This window comes from Rummeliibacillus stabekisii, assembly GCF_007988965.1.
Taxonomy (GTDB): domain Bacteria; phylum Bacillota; class Bacilli; order Bacillales_A; family Planococcaceae; genus Rummeliibacillus; species Rummeliibacillus stabekisii.
The window spans coordinates 122,003-145,157 of sequence record NZ_BJVD01000005.1 but is presented as its reverse complement, the minus strand read 5'-3'; the positions used below and the strand labels follow the sequence as shown (position 1 = coordinate 145,157).

At 32.5% G+C, this 23,155-nt stretch carries 17 protein-coding genes and 3 pseudogenes; 17 read left to right on the top strand and 3 right to left on the bottom strand.

What is annotated here, in order from left to right:
- Window positions 1–98: 98 nt before the first annotated feature.
- Both RST01_RS10695 and RST01_RS10690 read right to left on the bottom strand, forming a co-directional pair.
- The gene (locus RST01_RS10695; protein WP_147196677.1) at window positions 99–2,900 is read right to left on the bottom strand and encodes a type IV secretory system conjugative DNA transfer family protein; all 2,802 of its coding nucleotides are present in this window, start codon (window positions 2,898–2,900) and stop codon (window positions 99–101) included.
- On the bottom strand, window positions 2,897–4,297 hold the full coding sequence (locus RST01_RS10690) for a replication-relaxation family protein (protein ID WP_147196675.1): 1,401 nt from the start codon (window positions 4,295–4,297) through the stop codon (window positions 2,897–2,899). Before RST01_RS10690 ends, RST01_RS10695 begins: the two co-directional genes overlap by 4 nt.
- Before the next feature lie 1,134 nt (window positions 4,298–5,431).
- Between RST01_RS10690 and RST01_RS10685 the strand changes: the two genes are divergently transcribed.
- The 14 genes and pseudogenes from RST01_RS10685 to RST01_RS16190 all read left to right on the top strand — a co-directional run.
- Entirely contained in the window at window positions 5,432–5,737 is a 306-nt protein-coding gene (locus RST01_RS10685; protein WP_147196673.1) for a hypothetical protein, read from the top strand.
- 25 nt (window positions 5,738–5,762) lie between these two features.
- Window positions 5,763–7,085, top strand: coding sequence for an FtsZ/tubulin family protein (locus RST01_RS10680; protein ID WP_147196671.1), 1,323 nt, complete (start codon window positions 5,763–5,765; stop codon window positions 7,083–7,085).
- A gap of 639 nt (window positions 7,086–7,724) precedes the next feature.
- Window positions 7,725–8,639: a hypothetical protein gene (locus RST01_RS10675; protein WP_147196670.1), complete on the top strand. Its 915-nt coding sequence runs from the start codon at window positions 7,725–7,727 to the stop codon at window positions 8,637–8,639.
- A gap of 743 nt (window positions 8,640–9,382) precedes the next feature.
- Window positions 9,383–10,972: a hypothetical protein gene (locus RST01_RS10670; protein WP_147196668.1), complete on the top strand. Its 1,590-nt coding sequence runs from the start codon at window positions 9,383–9,385 to the stop codon at window positions 10,970–10,972.
- A 526-nt stretch (window positions 10,973–11,498) separates the two neighbouring features.
- Entirely contained in the window at window positions 11,499–12,362 is an 864-nt protein-coding gene (locus RST01_RS10665; RefSeq protein WP_147196666.1) for a site-specific integrase, read from the top strand.
- 113 nt (window positions 12,363–12,475) lie between these two features.
- Entirely contained in the window at window positions 12,476–13,096 is a 621-nt protein-coding gene (locus tag RST01_RS10660) for a hypothetical protein (protein WP_147196664.1), read from the top strand.
- Window positions 13,083–13,826 (top strand): hypothetical protein, encoded by a 744-nt coding sequence (locus tag RST01_RS10655; protein WP_147196662.1) that lies wholly within the window; start codon window positions 13,083–13,085, stop codon window positions 13,824–13,826. Before RST01_RS10660 ends, RST01_RS10655 begins: the two co-directional genes overlap by 14 nt.
- 6 nt (window positions 13,827–13,832) lie before the next feature.
- A complete protein-coding gene (locus RST01_RS10650; RefSeq protein ID WP_147196660.1) occupies window positions 13,833–14,702 on the top strand; it encodes a hypothetical protein in 870 nt (289 codons plus the stop codon).
- 1 nt (window position 14,703) lies between these two features.
- The gene (locus RST01_RS10645; protein WP_147196658.1) at window positions 14,704–15,381 is read left to right on the top strand and encodes a thioredoxin domain-containing protein; all 678 of its coding nucleotides are present in this window, start codon (window positions 14,704–14,706) and stop codon (window positions 15,379–15,381) included.
- 137 nt (window positions 15,382–15,518) lie between these two features.
- A pseudogene (locus RST01_RS10640) lies at window positions 15,519–15,815 on the top strand (3D domain-containing protein); the annotation flags it as partial.
- A gap of 483 nt (window positions 15,816–16,298) precedes the next feature.
- On the top strand, window positions 16,299–16,802 hold the full coding sequence (locus tag RST01_RS10635; protein ID WP_184117608.1) for a DUF1643 domain-containing protein: 504 nt from the start codon (window positions 16,299–16,301) through the stop codon (window positions 16,800–16,802).
- A gap of 340 nt (window positions 16,803–17,142) precedes the next feature.
- Entirely contained in the window at window positions 17,143–18,705 is a 1,563-nt protein-coding gene (locus tag RST01_RS10630; RefSeq protein ID WP_147196653.1) for a hypothetical protein, read from the top strand.
- Window positions 18,706–18,922: 217 nt separating this feature from the next.
- A complete protein-coding gene (locus RST01_RS10625) occupies window positions 18,923–20,110 on the top strand; it encodes a DUF3854 domain-containing protein (RefSeq protein ID WP_184117607.1) in 1,188 nt (395 codons plus the stop codon).
- Between the two features lie 601 nt (window positions 20,111–20,711).
- Window positions 20,712–20,801 (top strand): annotated as a pseudogene (locus RST01_RS16190) (winged helix-turn-helix transcriptional regulator); the annotation flags it as partial.
- Window positions 20,802–21,069: 268 nt separating this feature from the next.
- Here RST01_RS16190 and RST01_RS10615 read toward each other — a convergent pair.
- Window positions 21,070–21,426 (bottom strand): winged helix-turn-helix transcriptional regulator, encoded by a 357-nt coding sequence (locus RST01_RS10615; protein ID WP_147196650.1) that lies wholly within the window; start codon window positions 21,424–21,426, stop codon window positions 21,070–21,072.
- A 177-nt stretch (window positions 21,427–21,603) separates the two neighbouring features.
- Here RST01_RS10615 and RST01_RS10610 point away from each other — a divergent pair, with 177 nt between their 5' ends.
- The 3 genes and pseudogenes from RST01_RS10610 to RST01_RS10600 all read left to right on the top strand — a co-directional run bounded on the left by RST01_RS10610 (window position 21,604) and on the right by RST01_RS10600 (window position 22,964).
- Window positions 21,604–21,936 carry an antibiotic biosynthesis monooxygenase family protein gene (locus RST01_RS10610; protein WP_066303880.1) on the top strand — a complete coding sequence of 111 codons (333 nt, stop codon included), beginning with the start codon at window positions 21,604–21,606 and terminating at the stop codon, window positions 21,934–21,936.
- A gap of 34 nt (window positions 21,937–21,970) precedes the next feature.
- Window positions 21,971–22,042 (top strand): annotated as a pseudogene (locus RST01_RS10605) (VOC family protein); the annotation flags it as partial.
- Window positions 22,043–22,139: 97 nt separating this feature from the next.
- Window positions 22,140–22,964: an alpha/beta fold hydrolase gene (locus RST01_RS10600; RefSeq protein ID WP_147196648.1), complete on the top strand. Its 825-nt coding sequence runs from the start codon at window positions 22,140–22,142 to the stop codon at window positions 22,962–22,964.
- Window positions 22,965–23,155: the final 191 nt, after the last annotated feature.

Genomic DNA, 23,155 nt, shown 5'->3' with positions numbered 1-23,155 from the left:
TTAATCATTTGAAAAAGTACTAATTGGTATACAGACATTCTTAACATCTGGTAATTACATGATAAATAATACTCATTATTTTATCAAGTTCTTTTTTATTATTTTATCTCGCTTTCTAGTTCCTTTAGGAATGCCGCATTTTCATCATCTAACATACTTGGAGTGTATGTTTCTTTTTGGACAGAAGCAGCTACATGCTTTTGTAACAAGGGATTTTTAGGTTTACTTGTTGGTCTTTCTGCATCCTGACTAGTGGATGATTTTACTGCTGAAGCAGCTGCTTCATTCTTTAACGAAGAGGGTGCTGGGGGATTTTCCACTTCGACACCCTTGGTAAACAACAATTCTACTTTGCTCTTATTAGAATGACCGGTTGAGATATCATCCATATTTACTTTCGTTAGTGTAGATGCAGCTTTATTTTCACTCTCATTATTGCTCTCATTGGATTTTTTGTGAGTTGGAGCAATATCAATAACGAGTTGATCATCGGGAATATCTTTGGATTCACGGTAAATCATTTCACGCTCTCTTGAATTTTTATCATCCAATGTTTGCTTTTGATTATAACGTACCGTATTTTGGTTAGGTCTCGGTTCACTAAATATAGATACAGCCTTTTCTACTGTCTCCATATTTAGCGCAATACGTTTAATTTCTTGTTCATAATGAATATGATTGTCTACCTCAGTTTCTTCTACACTTTGAATATTCGTATCAACTGTACTCTTTTCAGTTTCCTCAATACTTTGATCTTGTAGCCAATATGTTGCTGCTTCTTCCTTAACTGTTACGATCGCATTTTCAAACTCATTATCAGGAACAAAATTAGCTTTAATTTGCTGAACAGGAATAGGTTTATTGTTAACAACAATTTTAACTGAGCATTCGAATGCTTCTTGGTACATGATACCTCCAGCTGTCATATTCTGGTCTAGCACTTTAGAATATGTTGAACCGCTTCGAGAGCTAGGATTATCTTGTAATGAGGATACACTTTGTTCACTTTCCCCTTCTTGATAAACGTATTTTTCGCCAAACATTTTTGAAAAATACTCCGCATCATATGCCGGTAAATCACCAAAGACCATCCGATGTCGCATAGCAGCAATAATAGTAGTCATATAAAACTCACCAAATGCATCTGCCATTTGAGCGATTGATTGTTGGAGTGTTGTGATAATGACTTTATATTTACGTGACTGAGCAGGGAAAGATCGAAAAGAGTTATACAAGTACTCAGGCGCTTCATCAACAAAAAGATGATGAAATGGTGAAATATCCGGTTCCCGTCTAAATGATGCATTTTGTAAGGTCATTAAGACTATTTTTCCAAGCACCGAGTTCAAAGCTTCTAATGAACCTTTTGCGGTATTTACTAAAAGGACTCCACCTTTTCTCAAATGTTCATCAAAATCAAAATCACTATGTCCAAATAGAACACGGCGTATTAATGGGTTTGATCCAATATCATTTAAGATATTTCTTAAACCCTGCACGTTTTTAGCTTGTAAATCTTCATAAATGATATTCCCATTGCTATCACGAGCCATTTCAGTTCTGCCGCCAGCTCCTCTTATTTCTCCAGGAGCATAGTTATTCGTAAACCAATCATCAATTCCTTTGAGGATTTTCCAATAATTCCGATCATCTCGATCTTCAATACTATCAATATCATTAGGGAATCGTTCTTTCAATTGTTTATGCATTTCATGGACAATTGAAGTATTTTCATACATTTCTAGTAACATATCAAACGTAACATCTTTATCAGGTTCATGCATTTTCAGTAAATAAATGTGCTGCTTCAAGTGTACCCTTTGCGCTTGTTCGAAGAAAAAGCTGCCCCCGTCTCCACCGTCTGATAAACCGGCAATCACTTGGGTAAATACTTCTGCTACTTTATCAACTGGGCCCCTCATGGGATTAATACTTGGGGTGTTTGGGTTAGTCGGATCAATATAAGTAATAGCCTCTTCAGGGATATTGTGAGCTTTACATAAAGAATAAACTTTTCGGCATAAGTCATTTGAAGGCTCAATTACCGAAATACCATTTAAGTAATGCCCTAATACTTCTTTGGATTTAAAGTTTGCAGCCTTACTTATCGTAGGATACGCATTGATAAAACGAGCTAAATAATGTAAATCCTGATTCAGGATAGGGAGCCCTAATGACGCGGATTTACCCGTACCAATTGGACCTACTATAGCTGTATTTAAGGTTCTATCAAAACCAGGCAATACAACCATTTCTTTGGTATCTTTATTAATCCCTAGTTCGATGTCAGGGTACATTTCTTTCCCTTCCATATTAGAGAATTTCCTCAACCATTCACCCTTCCATTGAAATTCAAAGAAAGCCTTTTTGAATTCTTCATCATGCTGTAAATACTTAGTAGACAGAAACATTCCAATAAACACTAAAACAATGAATGGTAACATAATGAGCATAAAAAAGAAGCCATTCGCTTGTTCAAAAAATATGTGGTGAACAAAATCATTAGTATCTATTACATTTGAGAGGCGCTCCTCAAAAAATGGAAATACGGATTTTCTTACCAACGTCATTCCATAACCCACCAATGAAGCAGCTATTGAAATGAGCGGCAGCATAAACATGAAGATACGCATCCACTTTTTTTGAAAACTTTTAACACGAGTGCTAATGAGCCATCCAAATACAGTAATTACACTTACCACGATCACCCAGAAAATAGATATTCCCTCGCTACTTCCAAATAAAAACGAGAAAAAATGCATGGGGGTATTCATGTATTGTGAGGTGGCAATCGATAAAGTAGTGAAGATACTTCTCAACATTGCATATGTAGACATTATTGCTAGTATGCTCGCTAATATTTTAGGAAACCTCTTAATCCACTCCTCTTTACTACTCATAAGCGGAACTCCTTCCTTTTTTCTTTCTTAAAGGTTGAAACCATTTCATATATCTCTGGAGAGATTGATTCATCTTTTGAATTAAGCTGCTTCTGAAACCATGTATCAATATCCGTCAAATAGACATTTGAAAGTTCAGGAATAAGACAACCAATCACATCAGATCTTACGTTTATAGAATCTTCATAAAGAAGTAATAGGCTATAGCGATGTACGTCATGAATTTTCCATGCGTTCATGTTGTATTCTTCCATGCGGAGTAAATTGACTCTATAGATTTGATAACTCATTACAGATCCTTCATACATATACAATAATCCATATGACCTTGGATACTTTTCAGTCTCACTAAACTTAACTAAGATATCAAGATTCAGTTCTCCTACCTTGTCACCTTTATAAAAATCCGACGAGCTATATCGTTCAGCTATGAGCTTTCCTTGTTCACAAGCGATGACACTGTCAATCCAATCTTCACACAAAAATTCACGTGTATCTTTTTCAACCGGTTCTTTTTTAGAGAGTAGATAAGTAACTACTCTTGCGGCATTACTGGCCTGAAGAGCATAAAACTGAAGGTTATCCCCCCACTCCAGAAAGGGTGGAAACATATTCTTTAGTGAGATAACACGTTTATCGCGTTCACTTGCTGCTTCACTTGCTACACTGTCATCTACAACCACAAATATGACAGCAATCTGCTTCCCTGACTGCTTTAGAGATTCGGCCTTCTTCTTATAGCGTTCATATTTAGATTTAATGATATGGCTCCTTTGATGGCCTGTATCAATTTCAATTGCTATAAAAATATCATCCATTTCAAATACATAGTCAGGAATTATGATGCCCTTCATTTCTTCTTCGACAGCAGCATTTACGCCAAACTCGTAATGATTAGCTCCCCTATCCATTTTCATCTTTTGACCAATAAGCGGATCACTAAGACACTTCATAGCAATTTCATTACTTATAACGCTTGCAGCTTTTGTATGGAATGAAGGTAATTTAATTGATTTGCTTGAAGAGTAATGCTTCCTAGCTTGTCCTACGGCAAGATAGCCCGTTGATTCTAATAAAGAAAACCCTCGAACACCTAATTTGTAGTTGTATCTAACGAAATTGCCACTCATATCGGATATTCTTTCTTCTAAGCGAGCGAGTACTCCACTGTTGACCAATTTCAACAAACGTTTGCTGATTTGGACTGGAGTCATATTACGTTTAGCCAAAAATTGATACAAGCTATGCACCGATGTAGCTCTCATTACCTTATGAATGTATACATGCTGTACTAAAGTCAGTTCATAGCTATGTAATATAATTCCATTATGTCTTTCTGTTCTTTTTAAACGAATTCCGTCTCCCTTTCCCTTCTTATTAACAGTTGTTTCATTCAAGTTTTCCCCTCCTTTAATTGAATACAAAAAAACCCGACTAAAACTAAAATGAGACGTAAAATTTCTCCATTTTAGTAAAGTCGGGGTTTTCCCTTTTTAATATCCAATTTCATTACATAATAACATTCCATCTATAAAAACACCATATTGAATTCCTCTTGCAAGCATGTTAAAAGCTTAAAAAAGCCAAAAGAAAACTGGTGTATAAAACGATATTTAGAAAAATAAAGGAATGTAAAGAATGTACATATCTGAAATGTATATTAGTCACGCTTTAAAATGCCCTCTAACTATATATGGAATAAAGAATGTAAGGGGTTAATAGGGTTACCCTCTTGCGAATTACCCCCCTTCTCTCTAAAAACACAGGGTAATTCAAAACACTCATAGAAATGGGTAATTCACTAAAGGTTTATTTCCGCTACATTTGCTCTACAACCTTATTATTAAAACATTCAACTCTATTTCATTTAGGTAAGTTTTTAATACCTTTTGATTTATTTTGAAAAGATCTAAAACATCGATTTTCTCTTCGTTTTCTTTTGAAAAGACTTAAACCTTTCTAAAAAAATCAAATCTATAAAAGAGTATACCTTCCCCTTCTGAAGAGCACGCTTTCGCTACTAGTGCTCTAAGCTATAGTTTGAAAACAGTTGAAAACCTTTGAAATCAGATCAAAAACCTTTAAAAACTTTCTTTTTAAAACTAATCTAAATTAAACTAAACTAAACTAAATAAAATTCTTTGTTAAAATTACTTTTAAAAATATGAGTGTACGATTAGATAAGAAAAGCTATCTACAATTTCTTTTGCCTATCCTCTTAATTTTATCTTCTGATCAACTGTTATTTCCAAACAAATTCCCATAAGAATTCACATTGTCAATATTACATTAATTATTACCGTATTAATTAATGTAATTATTACCGCAATTATTGCCGCAATTATTAATGTAGTTATTAAAACTATTATTACGGTAATTCTTAAACCTTTATATATCAATGTTTTAGAATTACCGTAATAACTGTTGCTTTTTTATTTGAGACAGTTTATATTTAACTTGTAAGTAGTTTTACGGTAATAAATACGGTAATAAAAAAGACAAGAGTCCCAGATATACCGGGAGGTGTGTAAATGTTTCAACGAAATGAAATTATGGCTATCCTTAAAGAACATCTAAGTGTTGAAAGCAAAAGTATCTTGCTCACATTAAAATTAGCAGAAACACCACTTAGAAAAGAGGTTCTTTGGGAGAAAACAAATGAAAACTTGCAAAAGGTTGATGAGTCAGATCGAAAGTTGCTTTCATCAAGATATGTATTAGATATACATACTGCACGCTTAGAAGGAGCAGGCTTAGTGGATGTTGAAGTAATGGGAAGAATTAGAGTTTATTCGATAAGTGACTTTGGATTAGATTTTCTAAACTTTATAAAATAATTAATTATATTAAGGAGTGTACAAAATGGCTAACAGAACTAGTAGAAATACGCTTACTCAAAATAAAGATGTCAAATTAAGCTTGAATTTTGGTTTTATGGGATTAGGTATGGGTGGATCATCTATTGCTGCTGCTTGCGCTGAAATGCAAACAGATAAAGAGTACCCCTACAAAGCAATTTTAGTTAATACAAATGAAATGGATTTAGACAAAATTCAAGTAGATAATGAAGACACTGAAAAAATCCTCATCGGTGATGGTAAAGGTGCTTCACGTGATATTAACCTTGGAGAAAAATTGTTTAAGCAGCATGAACAAATTATCGCTAAAAAAGTCAATGCACACTTTTCAGATAGAGATTTCATTTGGATCGTTGCGGGCTTAGGTGGCGGTACTGGTACTGGTTCAGTTATACAAGCTATACGGGTATTAATGACAGAAGGCTTTAATAAGAAATTCGGTCTTATTCTTACCTTACCTCGAGACACTGAGGGTGCTACAGTATTAAATAATGCACTGACAAGACTTCAAAGCATACATCAGGCTATGCAAGGTTTAGGTTCTATTATCATTGTTGATAATCAAAAGCTTTTCAATTCATTTGTTGAAAAAGGTGCTGTGTCTACAAAAGAATATCTATCATTCTCAAACAATTACATTGCTCGCACTTTACATGAAATGAATGTTGTTACTGCCAGCTTCAAGCCATTCAGTGAATTCCACTTCGACAGTTCTGAGTTTACTAAACTAATAAAAACGCCTGGTATTCTACATTTTGTTAGATATGCTCAGGGGGCTGCCACTATTGACGCTAGCGAGCCTATTAAATACATCCGTACCCTGGAATCTAAAATTCAAGAAGGTGTTTTATCAGATGGGTTTAATATAGCAAAGACTAAGCGTTTAGCTTTAAGTATTCTCGCAAATGCTAACGACGTAAATAAAATATTGAATGTCCAAATTACTAAATCTATTGAAGATAAATTAGACGAACTTGCACCAATTGCAATAGAAAAACCGATTGCACAATACGTTTATGATACTCCAGATGAAAAAGATGTTCATTTCTATGCAGCCTTTGCAGGCCTTGATTTACCTAACCGAGTTAAAGAACTTATTGATGTTAACAATAGATTCATCGAAGAAGTGAAAAAACAGCAAGAAAACACTGTAGAAAATGATCCATTTGGAGATTTTGTCTCTTCTTCTTCTTCTTCTAATACTGAAGAAGAAATGGATGGGAATGATGCATTCAATTTATTATTTAACAATAACCAAAATGAGGCTAGTGCTACTGCAGATGATGGACTCTCTGAATTTGAAAAGCTTTTTAAATCTAATCAATAAGGATTGTAACTGAATGGTAATTTCAGCAAACAACGTTTAAGTATAACCTTCTAGAAACGATAATTTGACTTGCTATCTAGATATACAGCGGTATATTGGTTAGTATAAGATTTAAGAGAAAGAGAGATTCTAAGAATCTCTCTTTCTCTTTTTTATAGTCATTCATATTTAGATTAGATTAGTTTAGTTTTATTTAGTTTTTCTTTTTTTATTTTAATTTTATTTTAGTTAGAATTTATTTAATTTAGTTTTATTTAATTTAATTCCACTAAGCAATATTAGATTCTTATTTTAGTTTTAATTAATTTAGATTTATTTAGTTTAGTTTTATTAAAATTATTTTAATTCAGTTTAGTTTTATTTAGTTTAAAATAGTTTAATTTTATTTAGAATCGTATTTTTTATATCGTTTATCATAAAAACTATCCATTTTTGATTTTTATTTTCTTTATTTTAATTTAGTTTTATTTAGTTTAATTCAGCTTTTATTTTGAAACATTTTATTTAATTTAGTTTATATTAATTTACTTCAGTTTAGATTCATTTAGTTTTATTTATATTAGTTTTGTGTTGATTTAATTAGCTTTTTTTATTAAATTTAATTTAACAGTCTCGGGCTATTAGGAAGGAGTGTATAAAATGACTGTAGAAACTGGCGTTTCTAAAGAAACAGTAGAACAGTTGTTAACTGGTGATCCGCTTTATGAAATTTTAGAGGATACACCAAAACAGGAAATTCTATTAAACGATGATTATTTAACTGATATCGTGGAAAAAAGTTTTTACCCAATTACTGAGGTTGCTAACTGGTTTGGAATATCTGATGGGCAAGCAAGATATTATTTAAAACCATTTCACTCTTATGTATTTGATGGTGAAGAGGAAGACATAGCAGCATTAACCAATTCTTTAAGATTAAATTTAAAATCCATTTTAAAACTTCGAATGATTATTCTTTTAAAAGATGAATATAAAGTGAAAGGACTGGAACGATTATTAGGTTTATCTCCAATACTGGTTACACCTAAAAAGGAAAGACAAGAAGCTTCTAACGTTCCGGAAGTATCAGGGGATAGTGGAAAGATATCTTATGTTACTACTGATATGTTATTTGAACTTCTCAGGGGGCTAACAGATTCTGGTCAATTTGAAGTTGAGCAAACTGAAGATAATAAGATGCGAATAGTACCCACACAGCAATATAATCAGCAATATCTTTTGGAAAATATAGACGGACATATTGAGGAGAAGGTTAAATCAGCGTTGCGGGAGAAGGAAACTAATGCGGAGAAAACTGAAGTACGAGTCCAAAAAGCACTAGAAGAAACTGATAAAGAAGTTCAAACTTTAAAAAAGCAAAACCAACGATTAAAAGAACAGCTATATGAGCAAAGAAATTTTGAAGAAGAAGCATTAAACGAATGGGAAGAAACAATGGCCAATAATTATGGCTTCCTAGATCGTATCTTGAAGTCTAAACAAATAGAAATTGATAAAAGAAAATTTATTAATAATAAAGTAATGGAACGTTTAAAACAATTAGATGACCGATAGAACATTAAAAAAACCGTAACATAGAGTTACGGTTTTTTTATGACCACTCACAAGGTTTTAATAGTCTAGTGAGCTATATGATTATTTAATTAAACTTATATTAACATATAGGCTCAGAAATCACAACTAAATAATAAAAAATTCTAAAAAAGAACCTACAAGAAATTTACATTTCTACTTAGGTTTTTTTGAATAATCTTGTAAAATTTCTATCAATCTGATAATATGATTGTGACCACTCCAACGCTTATGCGATTACTACGCATACGTTTATTTAGTGTCGTACATAAACAGACGGCAGTAAATAGGGGGGAATAGTCTATTTTTTTATTCTTTGGTCCTTTTATTAATTGAAAATAAAAAAAAGTGCTTAACTTCCGACAGATAAGCACTCAACGAATTTGGCCTCCCAGCCCATCAGCCAATTAATGCGCCAACATTAATTAACTGCAAACCCTAATCAATGCGGAAACATTGTTAGGTATTAAATATAGAGATGAAGAATTAAAGAGAAGTAAATTCTTTTTAATTCATATATTTTCATTTTAACAAATTACCTGTTATAAAATCAATCTTTATTGTCTGTTATAACAAATATTTTGATGAAAAATCATCTCTCCTTTATTGCTTGTTCTTTTGTTTTATAGAATTAACTGGTGTTGTATTCTACATAAGTTTTTCCTACAAAAAATTTTCAGCAATAAGGTGTCATAATACCCAAATCAAAAGGTGTCGTGAATAAGATGATAACAGCAAATTCTTTAGCCTACGATCTTAGCAACGAAAATGAAACACCATTAGCTAAAATGGATCGTGATATAATATTTAAAATCTCAAAAGGATTAATCCCTGTAGAAAGTTCAACCATTGATTTGCTCTTGCATTTAAGTCCTTATGTAGATATAGATAAAAAAATCAATATTAACATGCATCAGCTTCGTGCGGAAATGCACTGTCGTAAATCAACTTTTGAATTTGCCTTAGCACAAGCTTTGCAACTAGGTTTAATTACTTTAAAGGGAAATGACTATTTTTCTGAAATTCATATTGTGACCACTGGGATAGGTGGCAATTATACATACATACCGAATCTTAAAATCTTAACAAGCTCCTTATTCAAAAATTATACGCTAAATCAAAAGAGGCTCTTTCTATACTTTTTAGCTTCTCGTCCACCAGGATTAAAACATGCTATAGCAATCAGAAATTTATATAATAATCGTTTGCATAGTCCGGGTGTAGGTGTTGACTATTTTAGGAGTTACCGTGAAGTAGTAGGCACTATCATAAAAATGGTTGAAAGCGGACACATTGGCGTAGAAATTACAAAGTCGATTGGTGATCAAAAGGTTAATAAGTACTTTAAACAAAATTCAAAAGATATAGATACTCATAAAGAAATGCTGAAGTTTCTTGAGATTGAAGAATCAAAGAAGGGCCAGAAGTGGGTTTATAAAGAAGATGATTTGAACTTAAAAATATCTGTTCATATTTTGCATGATTCCAAGAAGGATATTAGAAAGGTATCTTCGTCTGAACAAGAAATTTATAATTTATGTGAGGCATTTGAAGTGCCCATTTATCATCTTGAAAATAATGAAGCATGGCGTTATATAATTGCTTACAAAAATTATTTATACAAACAGGTTGGACTAAAAGGAATTTCTATTTACAGAGAATCTTTAGCTAACTTTTTTAGAGATAGTGCTCCATTAATGGAGTATTATCTCCAAATTGACAAGGTTGCAAACTACTTTATGGACTTCCACCTACTAAAAAATTGCATTAGTGATATTATTTCTTATGCGCACTCCATGCAAGACAAAACTGTTTCTCTTCATGGAAAAAAGCTGCTGAAAGAGAACATGCTTAATTTATTGAAATTTATTAATAAATACGGCAGCGACGCTGATTTACTTATCCTTCAAAAAGAAATTACTATTCATGATGCTATGCTAGAAGATCTTTTCCGTTCTACTTGGTTAGAAACTAAAAATAAAATTAATGCTTTTGTAAATAAACAATACATTAACCATGTAGTTTCTAGACAATTAGAATTAACCGTGGAACAATATAAAACAGAACTGGTAAAAGTGATTTATGGTAACCGTTCAAAACAATATTCAATCTTAGAAGATAAACTAGAGAAGTTAACAGTTAGAATAAAAAAGTCTAATGAACGATTAAAAAACTTACATCTAATTACAAAATATATGAATAACTTACAACAGATTAAAAAAGCATCCTTAAATGGAGAATCTTTTATAAAGGGCTCTGCACCTTCTAATTCTGCTAATTCAGTAGCTACTTATAACTGGTTAGAGAGCAAATAAAGAGAGCTCATTAGCGACTTAACGAATACTAAGGCTAATTTTGATACTAAATTTACTCATTCTAAATTTTCAAAAAATAATATACTCTACCGGCTGCAAAAACGCTTTATTTGGCAGTCCTTTTGGTGTGCCTTGAATTTTTCGTTAGTTTTCAGTCTAATTTTAACTGATTTTTTTATGTCTTAAACATCCATTTTTTTACTCATTTTAATCATTTATAATTATCTATAGTTATTTATAAAAAAAAGTAGGTTTTTAGTATATGTTTTAATACCCATTGATTGTATCAAAACATTTATCGTTATACTTAAAATTCAGATTATTTAAGTAAAAAAGGTGGAATTAGCTGATATAATAAGGTTTATATTATATTAGATAAACTGGAAATTTCCTTCTTAATTTATTATGTAGTAGAATATGTTATTAGATCTTGTATATGATTCTTATATGTTATTTATTATTTTGATGCTCAATAAAAACGAATAATCAATTTTAAAATTACTATTATTCAATAAGGAGTGATATGATGCTATTTGGTTTTGAAGAGTATAGATTAAAACAAAATATAAAACCTACTACGCTAAAATATGAAATCATGTGCATTAAACAATTAATTGCTTATTTAAATTCCTTATATAAAAAAGATATTGAGCCTAGCAAAATAAAACCATCAGATATACATTCTTATATAGAACAACAACTAGAGAAAAACAAAATATCTACTGTAAACCGTAAAATTGGCCATATTAAAAATTGGTTTGATTATTTATGGAAATCCGGACAAATATCATATGATTTCACTGAAAAAATAAGCTTTATAAAAGAAGATAAAATTAAATCCATTGACGTTAACTACAAATACCTATTAGATAAAAAAGTAGATATATCTGCTGCTAATATACCCATTACAGCAAAATTAATTTATATTCTATATTTGAAAGGTTTACGACCACGGGATATTTATGAAATCACAACAAATGATTTTAAGGATACTGGTAATTCCTTTATTCTTAATATCGAAACACTTGCAGGTTATGAAGCAAATATCGTATTTAGTGATCCTACAGAAATAGGCATTCTATTAAGTGGTATTGAACGAGCTATATTTAGGGATGTTCCTTATATTTTGTCTTCTAAAGATAAACGAGGATATTATGATAAATTCAATCAAGATTCGCATTCAAACTATATCGAACATATAGTAAAAATAATCGGTTGTTCTTTTAGTAGCGGACCAATTCGACATGCTTATATAAAATACTTATTTTCAGAAGAAAAGAAAAGTGTCGAAGAGATCTCTAAAATTGTAGGTACATCAATTTCTAATATTGGGTTAGTATTAAAGAAACCTATTGAATCCCATAATGAAGGGTTATATAATGTAGTATAGATTATAATTTAGTTAGTTAAACAAAATAGAATAAATAAAATGGGAACACCCCAAATTCATTGAAGTTTATATCTTCGACGAGTTTGGGGTGTTCTTTTTTGGGGAGTGATCGAATGAATGATGAAAAAATGAAATCTATAAAGGATTTAATTGTTGCAATATTACTTAGTGATTGCGACATAAAAAAACGATCCAAAAGTGAAAGAGATATTATATTTACCCTTGAAAATAGCCATAAACAATATATTTTAGAAAATTATATCTCCCGAAATCAAATAGATAATTACATTGATATCCAAAGATTAGAAGATTCTCGTTTTCTTGTAAAGAGTAACTTACTTATCGAAAAGATCCTCCAAGATTGGACCGATGAAAAGCAAAGAGTCAGCTACATTAATCCGCAATTATTAAATGTAAATGTGTTTATCTTACTTATTTGCTTATTTGGCCAAAGAGGAAAAAAAGATGTTCATATCAAAACAAGTATGACTCGTGGTGCCCAGGAAACAGTACAATTTTTTATGTTTGAATATATTGGCGTACATTTTATCCCGTCAGGAAGGCATTTTAAAATTCGTTTGTTAAATAAGTTAGTTGAAAAATCTATCGTTGAAGGAAGGCCAGCTTATGAATCAGTTGAAATGGCTTCATTATTAACAGAATCAGAGAGAAACAGTTTTTTAACAATAAGAGAAAAAAATAAGGAGGCTCATTACACGTATGCATTTTATTAATAAACGGTTCACAATGACTGGGGCTGGAGTTCTCTTATCAATTTTCCTATCTGGGTGCGGAATGATGGACCATACAATTGATAAACAAATAAACAAGGTTAAAGGTGACAAAAAGACAGAAAAAACAAAGGAGGCTGCTTCAGCAAATAAACCAGAATCAGAAGTTAACGAGAAAGACATTACTTTGTCCCAATCACAAAAGAATCGTCTAAAAGGTGCTGAATCTCAAACTCCGGAAGAAGCTATCAGTAAAAGTAAAAAGAAGGCGAAAGAAGTGGGAATAAACCTACCCCAGAATAAAGAAGAATTTACGGATGTAAATGAATTTAGTCAGTATATTAGTCATTTGCTGTTTCTTTATCACTCTGGAGAAATTAAAGGTGATCAATTCTATACCGTAGGGAAAAAGTATATGTCTGAGTCGTTCTTGGCACAATTGCCAGATACAGACGCTGAGCGGAAAAATACTTTCATTGAGCTTGTAAAATTATTTAAAGAACAACTTCGGAGTGATATTAAATCTTATCAATTAACGGATGTTGAACTAGATGAACGTGCAAAAGAAGCCTCATTCTATCGAAAATATACTTTAAAAAATGGCGAACGAGTATATTACCAAACCGTAATGAAAAAAGAAAATGAAAAATGGCTTCTCTTAGATGATTCACCTTCAGAAAGTTATAAAGCTGAAAATACCAATAAAAAATTTCATTCACCTAAAGGAGATTAATATATAATGGCTGCAACAATTACCAATGACGCTATATTTAACAAGGTTACAAATAAATTGCGTGATAAATATGAGCAAGATGTTTACTTTAACCAGGAACTTGAAAACTTGACCATATTTTATGGTCGTAAGTTATTAGCTTTAACAAGCAATGAAAATGTACATGAAATTATTGAAAATACGATTAGTAATGTAATTCGTAGTCAGTTTTTTCAAGGATATTATGTGATGTCAAACATTTTGGAAGATGAAGAAGTAGAATTTACAGACAATGTATGGACGTTGCCAAAAGGGATAGTTAGAAATCAAATAAGAACTATGTTAGACAACCTATTTAATGATACAGAATACAATTGGATTGATAATGATGTCGCCAATTCATTCGCTTTAGTCATGTTAAATGAATTGGAAAAAGGGTTTGAAGTAGTTGAAGGTATTAAATATGAAGTAGCCTTATTTGGTGCTTACAAAGCATTCCTAGAGGATTCACACTATAGTGTCGCTCCATCTGAAAAAGTAAATGATTTTAAGCTAGGAGATCCGTTCGACTTAAACTATATTAATCATCAAGTATATATGGAAGCCAAACATTATGCTGAACAACATGAATTTTGGGACTTATTTTTAACTGGAAAACAAAACCAAGATAATTCATGGTGTGGTACCGTTCATCTTTCTACTTTTCCAACTGAAGAGGATAAAAAGTTTTATATATTAAGTTTGAATTTATCAAACGTCATTCGAGACGAAGAAAAAATGATATTAGCTGAAACGATTTCAAAACGTCTCCCATCTGAAATTACCGACGTATTACAAATACGCTTATACCACACAACAGAGTTAGATTTTCTAGGGCTTACAGATAAGGAGGAGTAAAATGAATTTAAAGAAGATATTGATACCTGTATCACTCGTTTTATTTGCAGCTGGTTGCCAAAATAATGAGGGGCAAAAAGAGACCACGAAAGCAGCAAATATAGAAACAACTGCTTCAGCGAAAGAAAAAAGCATTCTTAAAGATGCTTACAAATTATATGATATAGATGTAAAAAACCGTCCAGTATTAGGTGATGAAAACGCAAAAAACACTATCATCTTAGCTTTTGATTATTCATGTCCTTGGTGCAAAAAATGGTTTAAAGAAGTACTTCCTAAGATAGAAGATGAATTCATAGATACAGGGAAAACAAAATTTGTAGGGCAACCCCTAGCTGCTATCCTGAATCAAGATTCTTTATTTATGACAAAGGTTGATCGCTTTGTTGAACTTAAATATCCTAATAAATATTATAAAGTTCAGCGTAAATTTGAAAGTAGAGCAAACGATGCTGAAGTAGATTGGGCTACTGAAGACTATATCTTATCAACATTAAAAGCAGCTGGTATAAAAACTACGATAGAAGAAGTAAATAAAATAGATAATGATGGATTTAAAACAACTTCAGAGTATACAGAGAATTATGGAGTAGAATCAGTCCCTACAGTCTACATAAATGGGGCTAAATTAAATGATCCCTTTAATATAAACGAGATGAAGAGCCTTCTGAATAGCTAATAATTATTCAAAAATTACAGGGAGGGGATTGTATGAAAGAAACTATAGGAAAATTGATGCTTATAATATTAGTGGTAACGCTTTCTATAAGTTCAATCTGTATGCTACCTACAAATAGCCATGCAAAAGCTAAACCTAAATCAATGTACGTTACTGCAACCGCCTATACAGATCACTGTGAAGGGTGTAGTGGAATAACTGCTATAGGGATCAATCTTCGGAAAAATCCATATAAAAAAGTTATAGCGGTAGATAAAAGAGTAATCCCTCTAAATTCAGTTGTATATGTGAATGGGTATGGATTAGCAATTGCTGGAGATACAGGTGGAGCTATCAAAGGGAAAAAAATTGATGTCTTTATGAGATCGAAGAAGCAGGCATTAAATTGGGGCAGAAAGACAGTTAAAATTTCTATACAATCTTATAGCAAATAATAAAAAGTGTTGTAGTATTAACCAACAAGGCTTAAGACTGGCTGTAGAAAACTCTATGAAAAATAGCCTTGTCATATGATGCTAACTTATTTTGAATAGACTTTCTATCACATTTAATGACAGCTACTCATAGAAAGTTACTAGAAAGCATGTATTGCTTTATTAGAGGAAGGGCGTAAGCATCTTTCTACCTATAATTTTGTATTTTATTTAGTCACATCACATTGATGTGGCTTTATTGCCTTTATCATATTTATATCAAAGACATTCATTACTTTTTACATTATGATTAGTGAGAATGAAGTTATATTAATGGTATACACTGACACAATGGAAAGGCCAAAATATAGATAATCCCATCAATAAATTAGAGTAAATTTTCATTCGAAAGTTAGGGATTGACTGGTCCAAAATTTTTAAATTCATAAGTGTCATTGTCTTAACTAAATACATAGTATTTTAATTTGGAAAGGAATGGTGATTTTGAGACCATGGAAAGACTCTGAAATAGTTGATGCAGTATTTGATGAAACAAAAAAACATAGGCTACACTTAATTTGTGAATGGAATGCAGATTTACCTTTATGCCTTTTTATTTTATTGAATCCTAGTACGGCAGATTTAGAGCAGTGTGATTCAACATTGGATAGATGTATTAAAATAGCAATGAATAATGGTTTTGGCTCCATTGGAGTGGTGAATTTATTTTCATTGCGTACACCTAGTCCGAATGATTTATTAACTGCAGATGTACGAACACTTCCAGAAAATATAGATTTCATTAAACAAGCTATTGATGATGCTGAGATTATTGTTGCTGGATGGGGTGAAAAAGGAAGTTGGTTTAATGCCAGTTTTCCTATCTTGAAATATCTTGTTGATCAACAATTAGATTTATTTTACCTAGACTTAAACAAATATGGTTTACCTAAGCATCCACTTTATTTATCAGCAGATACATTAATAAAAGCATATAAATTTCATTAATTTACTCAGTGTTTGGTGATTTGAGGTTTTACATCTTAAGATAACCTTTTCGCGTGAATGAAAGAACATTATATGGTTTGAGATACATTGGATTTCAATATAGTTGTTAGTAGCTATCGCATAACCAAAAATAGCTTCTTAAAAAGAATTAAAAAGTATGAGGTTTTGTAAATAATAATTTTATTCAAAAGGGAATTTTCAAGAAAATATGGTATAGTCTTAATAAGAATTCAACCGAAAATTAAATATGATACGCGACATAAACTGTCCAGATTGATCTTATCCGTGAAGGTAGGGTTAATGTGGATTTTTTTATTTTTAGAAAGGACTTTTTAATGACATGGAATTATTGTATTGGTTAGAAAGACAAGAAAAACAAGAAATTGAAGAGTTAAAAAGATACGTAGTGTCTGCTGATATTGTTTTTGAAAGTACGGAAATAGATGAGGGCAGTGACATATTAGATTGGATACTCGAACATAAAGATAAGAAAAGCGTGCTGATTATAACGGATGCTGATTCAGAAGATGAAAATTTAAACCAACTTATTATCTCACTACACAATGGTCTAGTTATTCATATTTCAGACAAGGTTTACCAATCTTCAAATATGACTATGAAAATTAAGAGAGTCGATACTATAGAGCGCGCCAGGAAATATTTCAATTCAGCATTAAAATTCATTAAAAAATTAGAAAGAATAACTTTAACAACGGAAGAGCAGCAACAAGAAATAAAATATGAGAATGGTCAGGAAAACAGCCAGAACCCAACCGAAGACAAATTGCCGGTAATTGCATATGATACATCCCTAGATAATAAAAAAGCCGAAGATGAGTACGATGAATCTCAAGCTTTGGAACAAAACAATGTAGATCGCTATCCTGAAGAAATTGAGCTATTGAGAGAAGAAAGTATTGAAGTAGATGATGTATCTGAAGTAGATATGTTTGAAGAGGATAAAATCGCCGGTTTATTACCAAAAGTAAATGATGACGAATTTATAGACACTGAATCAGATTATAAAAGCCGAGCAAGAGATATACAACGTCAGCTATTCGCAAAGCAAAAGTGGTCTGATACTAATACAATTGGAATTTGGTCCCCATTGCACAGAATGGGTGTTACCACTTTAGCGATGAATCTTTCATTCTTTTTGGCGGAAAACCGTATTTATACAGCATTACTTGAGGGATTAACTAATCAACCTGTCCTAAAGGATTGGTTAAAGCGATTTACAAAAATACCGAAACAATGGAAAAGCTATGCCGCTACTATTCAAAGTGAAGAGGAAGATCCACAGAAGGTAGAATGGCATTACAAAAGTGTTATGTGTTTGCCATTAGATAGCGGTGATGAGTCATTAATTTGGAATGAATACTTATTAGAGGCTTATATGACAACTACTAATATAGTTGATGTAACCATTGTTGATTTGCCTACTGGCAAGATGGAGAAGTACACGAAGGATTCTTTGAAATATATGGACCAACTTTGGATAGTGGTAGACGATACATTTCAAGATTTTATTGCTTGGAAAGAGTATATTCATCAAATTCAGGAGCATACAGGAATTCCTATTTATTTAATCTTCAATAAGTCATATGAATTTTCACAAGTTAAACGAATAGGAAAGGAACTAGGGTTTGAAACAATCGCTACACTACCAGCTTTACATGAAGAAGTTATGCGTAACTATTATGATATAGAGCCCTTTTATTTTGCGAATGAGAGAGTAAATGTATTGTTACAAAACGAATTTAAGCAAATTGGCCAACACTTGTTTAATGATAAATTTGAAAAGAAGATCCTAGTGGAGAGTTCGCAACAAAAGAAAAGGAAAAACTTATTTAATCCATTTAAGAAAATAGAGGACAATTTAAAGTGGTTATTAAAGAGCTAGCCTATTCCCCTAATTGTTGTTATGTATATGGATCAACAGCATTCTAAAATTCTAACGAGTTTTCCTCTAATTAAGGACAGTTTCAAGTGAGTAATTTAAAAACTAACAAGAGGAAGGAGTGGATATTTTGGGTGACCTAAGAAGAACGACATTAAATGGTTGGTATGAATATATACGTCAAACTTGTCCTATATGTCACCATACAGGGGGATGTATGGTGAACCATAAAGGAGATACAGTTGTATGCATACGTATAGAGAGTGAAAAAGTATTCTCTACAAAATTTCAATCTTGGTTGCATAGACTGGATAAATCACAAACAATCTCTATTAGTAATAGTGAGTCAAAAGTTAAAATGCGAACTAAATTAGAGCCATATATGCTTGATTACTTTTTTAGACGTCTCCATGATGCTGCTCCATTGAACGAAGCACACCATAAATATATGCAAGATGAGCGTAAAATGAGCACAGAAGAGATCGCTGTTCGTGGTTACTGCTCATTTCCAGAAAAACCATGGAATGTGGCTAAGTTTGTACTAGAGAAATTACCACAATTAGAGAAAGGGAAATTTGGTATTCCTGGCTTTTATAAAAATAAATACGGTTGGAATATTGCCGGTTCAAACGGTATCATGATTCCTTACCGAAATGAATTCAATGAAGTGGTAGGCTACCAAATTAGAGTAGATGATCCACTGAATGATGTGTCTATTAATAAAGATAACTATCCTACTCTTCAAGCAAGAGTTAAAAAGCAACCTAATCTGGTGCAAATATTGGACGATGGAGAAATCCTTTTTGAAAAGAAACTAACGTTTGCTGAACCTTTTATCGTTGAGAGAGAGGGATTTACTGGAGAGGTTAAATTAGTAAAGGGACAACGCTACTTCTGGCTTTCAAGTACACATAAAAATGAAGGAACAGGAGCAGGAAATCCAATCCCTATTCATATCGCAATACCATCGAAAGAATTGAACGAATGGGAAACACAAAAATTACTAGATAAAAATAAAACTGAATACTCAACTTTGCGAAAAGCAGCCTCCGTATGGGTAACGGAAGGGGCCTTAAAAGCTGATATTGCAGTAGAACACCTTTCCAAGGCTTATTCAGAAGAAACCCTTAAAGAACTAGGTACTACCATGTTAGCTACCCCAGGAGTGAATAGCTGGAGAATGGTAATACCTGTGTTAGAAGCAATGGAAGTGAAAATGGTAAATATCGCATTTGATATGGATTCAATGCGTAATGAACAAGTAGCATTACAGCTGAAAGAAATGCTAAAAGAATTAAAAAAAATGAAGATACATGTTAATATGGTAATGTGGAACATTGCAGACGGAAAAGGAATAGATGATGTATTCTGCAATTTGAAATTCCCACAGATTAAAAAGATGTTTTAAATAAAAATGTGATTTAAAAATCAAGTTGTACAAAAAATGTTCACCTCCATTAATGTTAGTAACTATACAAAAATGTAGTTAACTCAACATTAAACTAGGTAACTGAATTTTTTTGAAGTATAAATTGTATAGAGCAAATAAAGTTCGATTCGATTTGTTTATTATCGTGTTTAAGAGGATAACTCTTAAACACGATTTTTTTGTTGCTTTTAAATAAAGTCGCGATATTTTGCCCCTTTGGATCTGTTTATCTAAGGGGGTGTTTTTATAGTGAAAAGAAGATCTAAATTGAAAGGTGGATCAAGGAATTTTTGAGTATCAATAAAGTTACTCAATTAAAAGGCCAATTAATTGAATAACTCTTAAAAGAAAATTGGATAGGTATTGGGGAGTTAGAAGATGTTGTGAAGTTATGTACTGTACTTAAAGTAATGGGGTAGGATAGTTGAATAAGGTTAGTCATGATTAGCAGTATTTTACTTTGAATATTGAACTAGTTGAAATAAATAGAAAGTAGTTTATTCAAAAGCGAAAAGGACTATTATTTGGTATTATATTCCTAAACTACTATCGATAATAAATCAGAGGAGAATAGATGAGTAAAATACCTCCTAAAGTGGAATACAGCCTTACAAATAAAGGAGAAACGCTATTACCTGTTTTAGAACAGTTATGTGAACGGGGAGAAAAAACCGTAATAATTATCTTTTTTTGTATTGATAATGAAAACCCATTTGGAAACAGAGTGAGATTAATTCAGTATTTTATATAGAGAACAGAAAACAGTTACCTAATTGGTAACTGTTTTCTGTTCTAATAGTCGTGCCAGTAATCAGTAATAAGTAAAGAAATTCTACTTATGTTACAACAGGGCAGAATCCCTATAATAAATGGGTTAGCATCAGGATAATTCGTATTTCAACACCTTACATATAAGGTGTTATAAGTTGGTTTCCTCATTAAGAAACCTCTTCTGGTTGTGCGATTTCAAATTCACCTTCTGCATACTCTTGCTCCGCATAATAGCTTCCCCATTGACAGAGCTCCTGCAAGATAGGTTTAAGAGATTCTCCAAGTTCAGTGGATGAATATTCAACCTTCGGTGGTACTTGATTATACATCTTTCTGCTCACAAGTCCACTGTCTTCAAGCTCTCTAAGTGTTTGAATCAGCATTTTCTGAGTTATATTTGGGACAATGCGCTTTAATTCACTCGTTCTCTTTGGTCCATTCATTAAAAAGTGTAATACAAGACCTTTCCACTTTCCGCCAATAACTTCCTTTGTCACTTCAAAACCACAACTAAATTTTTTCAAGTCTAAACCTCTCCATTCCACATTTATTACTTTTTAGTTACTATATCACAAAAAAGTTGGTACTTCCGTTAATGTGCTTACTGAAGGATACTATATCTTGTAAGTTGTTCTTCAAGTACTTGGGGAATGGTTTTAACGGAATCGCCGCAAAATATAAAATTTATAGGAGGAGTCAATATGACCAATCAACAAGTTCAACTCAATATTCGTTTTAAGGCTAAACCAGGGAAGAAAGAAGAATTCCGCAAGGAGCTATTTTCTCTAATTGAGGAGATGTCATCCGAAAAGGCATTTATTAGCGCTATTGTTTCGGATAATCTGGATCAACCGGATGAACTGCTCATTTATGAAACATGGAAAGGTACGAGAGATAGCTGGCTTGATGAAGAATTTACTAAACCATACCGCAAGGATTACGAAGTAAGACTGGATGATTTAATTGTGGAAAGAAGCGTTAGTTGGTTGCAACCTAACCGTGAATGGGGAAGTCATATAACGAATGCATATTAATTTTTATAAATGAGAAATAGCATCTACAGCTGTACAAATGGGCGAAGTCACAATAGCTGTCTTCGACGATACATGCGGCAACCTTATTCAGATAATGCAGGAGTAAACTTTATTTATGGTAGAAAAAGTTATGCAATAGAGTGTTTTTATAAACAATTTAACAACAACTTTATGTTGAGACCTACAAGAAGGAGGAAAGGATCATGGCATTTTTAGAAACAAGTGACGGCGTCAAATTGTATTATCAGCAAAAAGGAGAAGGACAACCGATTGTGCTCGTCCATGGCTGGTCATCGGATCATACAGCATTCGATCAACCATTTGAAGAATTGAGCAAAAAGTTCAATGTAGTGTCTTTTGATTTGAGAGGACATGGTGCATCTGATCGCCCGGAGCATGGTTTGACATTGAAGAGATTCGCTTCCGATTTGGAAGAACTAATGGAGCATCTTAACTTGATGAATGTCACATTAGTTGGACACTCGATGGGGGTTTCTACGACATTCGAGTATGTAAAAAACTTCGGTGTATCCAGATTGAAGGCCGTATCGCTGTTCGACATGACACCAAAATTAGTCAATGAAGAGGATTGGAATTTAGGTCTTTATCACGGTAAATATACGCGGGAAGACTCATTGAATGATTTGACAGTGATCAATGATAGCTTGATGGAATTCGCAAAGTCTTTCTTTAAAGTGACCGTCCCATACTTGACTGGTGAAATGATGGAAGAGCAGCTCAATTTAGTAGTCAACGGCAATACCCCTCATGTATTAGCGGCAATGTGGCATGCGATGGCAGTTGGCGATTATCGTGACGTGTTACCTCAAATCACTGTACCAACACAAATTGTGTATGGAGAAAAGAGTACACTTTACTCAAAAGAAACAGCGGAATACATGAAGGAACAGATTCCGAATTCTGAAGTGATTTCGTTTGAAAACTGCACGCACTTATTAGTTGCGGAAGATGTAGTAAAAACAGCAAAAGTAATTGAAGAACTTGCAAGTTCTATGGTGAATTCATAAATAATGAAGGGGCTGTCTAAAAAGTCCCTAAAATGAAGAAGGTGGAGAAAAATAAATCGTTTTTCTCCACCTTCTTTTTTGATTATAGAAGGATAAAGGCTAAGTTAATTAGAGTAAATAATCTGCGGGCCACCCTTTAGACAATGGGGTAAATTAATTGTTTGCAAAAGAAAATGGCCCGTAGAAACTAA

Coding starts and splice junctions, on each gene's coding strand:
- RST01_RS10695 (WP_147196677.1), bottom strand. CDS start 2,900: ATGAGTAGTAAAGAGGAGTGGATTAAGAGGTTTCCTAAAATATTAGCG.
- RST01_RS10685 (WP_147196673.1), top strand. CDS start 5,432: ATGTTTCAACGAAATGAAATTATGGCTATCCTTAAAGAACATCTAAGT.
- RST01_RS10680 (WP_147196671.1), top strand. CDS start 5,763: ATGGCTAACAGAACTAGTAGAAATACGCTTACTCAAAATAAAGATGTC.
- RST01_RS10675 (WP_147196670.1), top strand. CDS start 7,725: ATGACTGTAGAAACTGGCGTTTCTAAAGAAACAGTAGAACAGTTGTTA.
- RST01_RS10670 (WP_147196668.1), top strand. CDS start 9,383: ATGATAACAGCAAATTCTTTAGCCTACGATCTTAGCAACGAAAATGAA.
- RST01_RS10665 (WP_147196666.1), top strand. CDS start 11,499: ATGCTATTTGGTTTTGAAGAGTATAGATTAAAACAAAATATAAAACCT.
- RST01_RS10660 (WP_147196664.1), top strand. CDS start 12,476: ATGAATGATGAAAAAATGAAATCTATAAAGGATTTAATTGTTGCAATA.
- RST01_RS10655 (WP_147196662.1), top strand. CDS start 13,083: ATGCATTTTATTAATAAACGGTTCACAATGACTGGGGCTGGAGTTCTC.
- RST01_RS10650 (WP_147196660.1), top strand. CDS start 13,833: ATGGCTGCAACAATTACCAATGACGCTATATTTAACAAGGTTACAAAT.
- RST01_RS10645 (WP_147196658.1), top strand. CDS start 14,704: ATGAATTTAAAGAAGATATTGATACCTGTATCACTCGTTTTATTTGCA.
- RST01_RS10630 (WP_147196653.1), top strand. CDS start 17,143: ATGGAATTATTGTATTGGTTAGAAAGACAAGAAAAACAAGAAATTGAA.
- RST01_RS10610 (WP_066303880.1), top strand. CDS start 21,604: ATGACCAATCAACAAGTTCAACTCAATATTCGTTTTAAGGCTAAACCA.
- RST01_RS10600 (WP_147196648.1), top strand. CDS start 22,140: ATGGCATTTTTAGAAACAAGTGACGGCGTCAAATTGTATTATCAGCAA.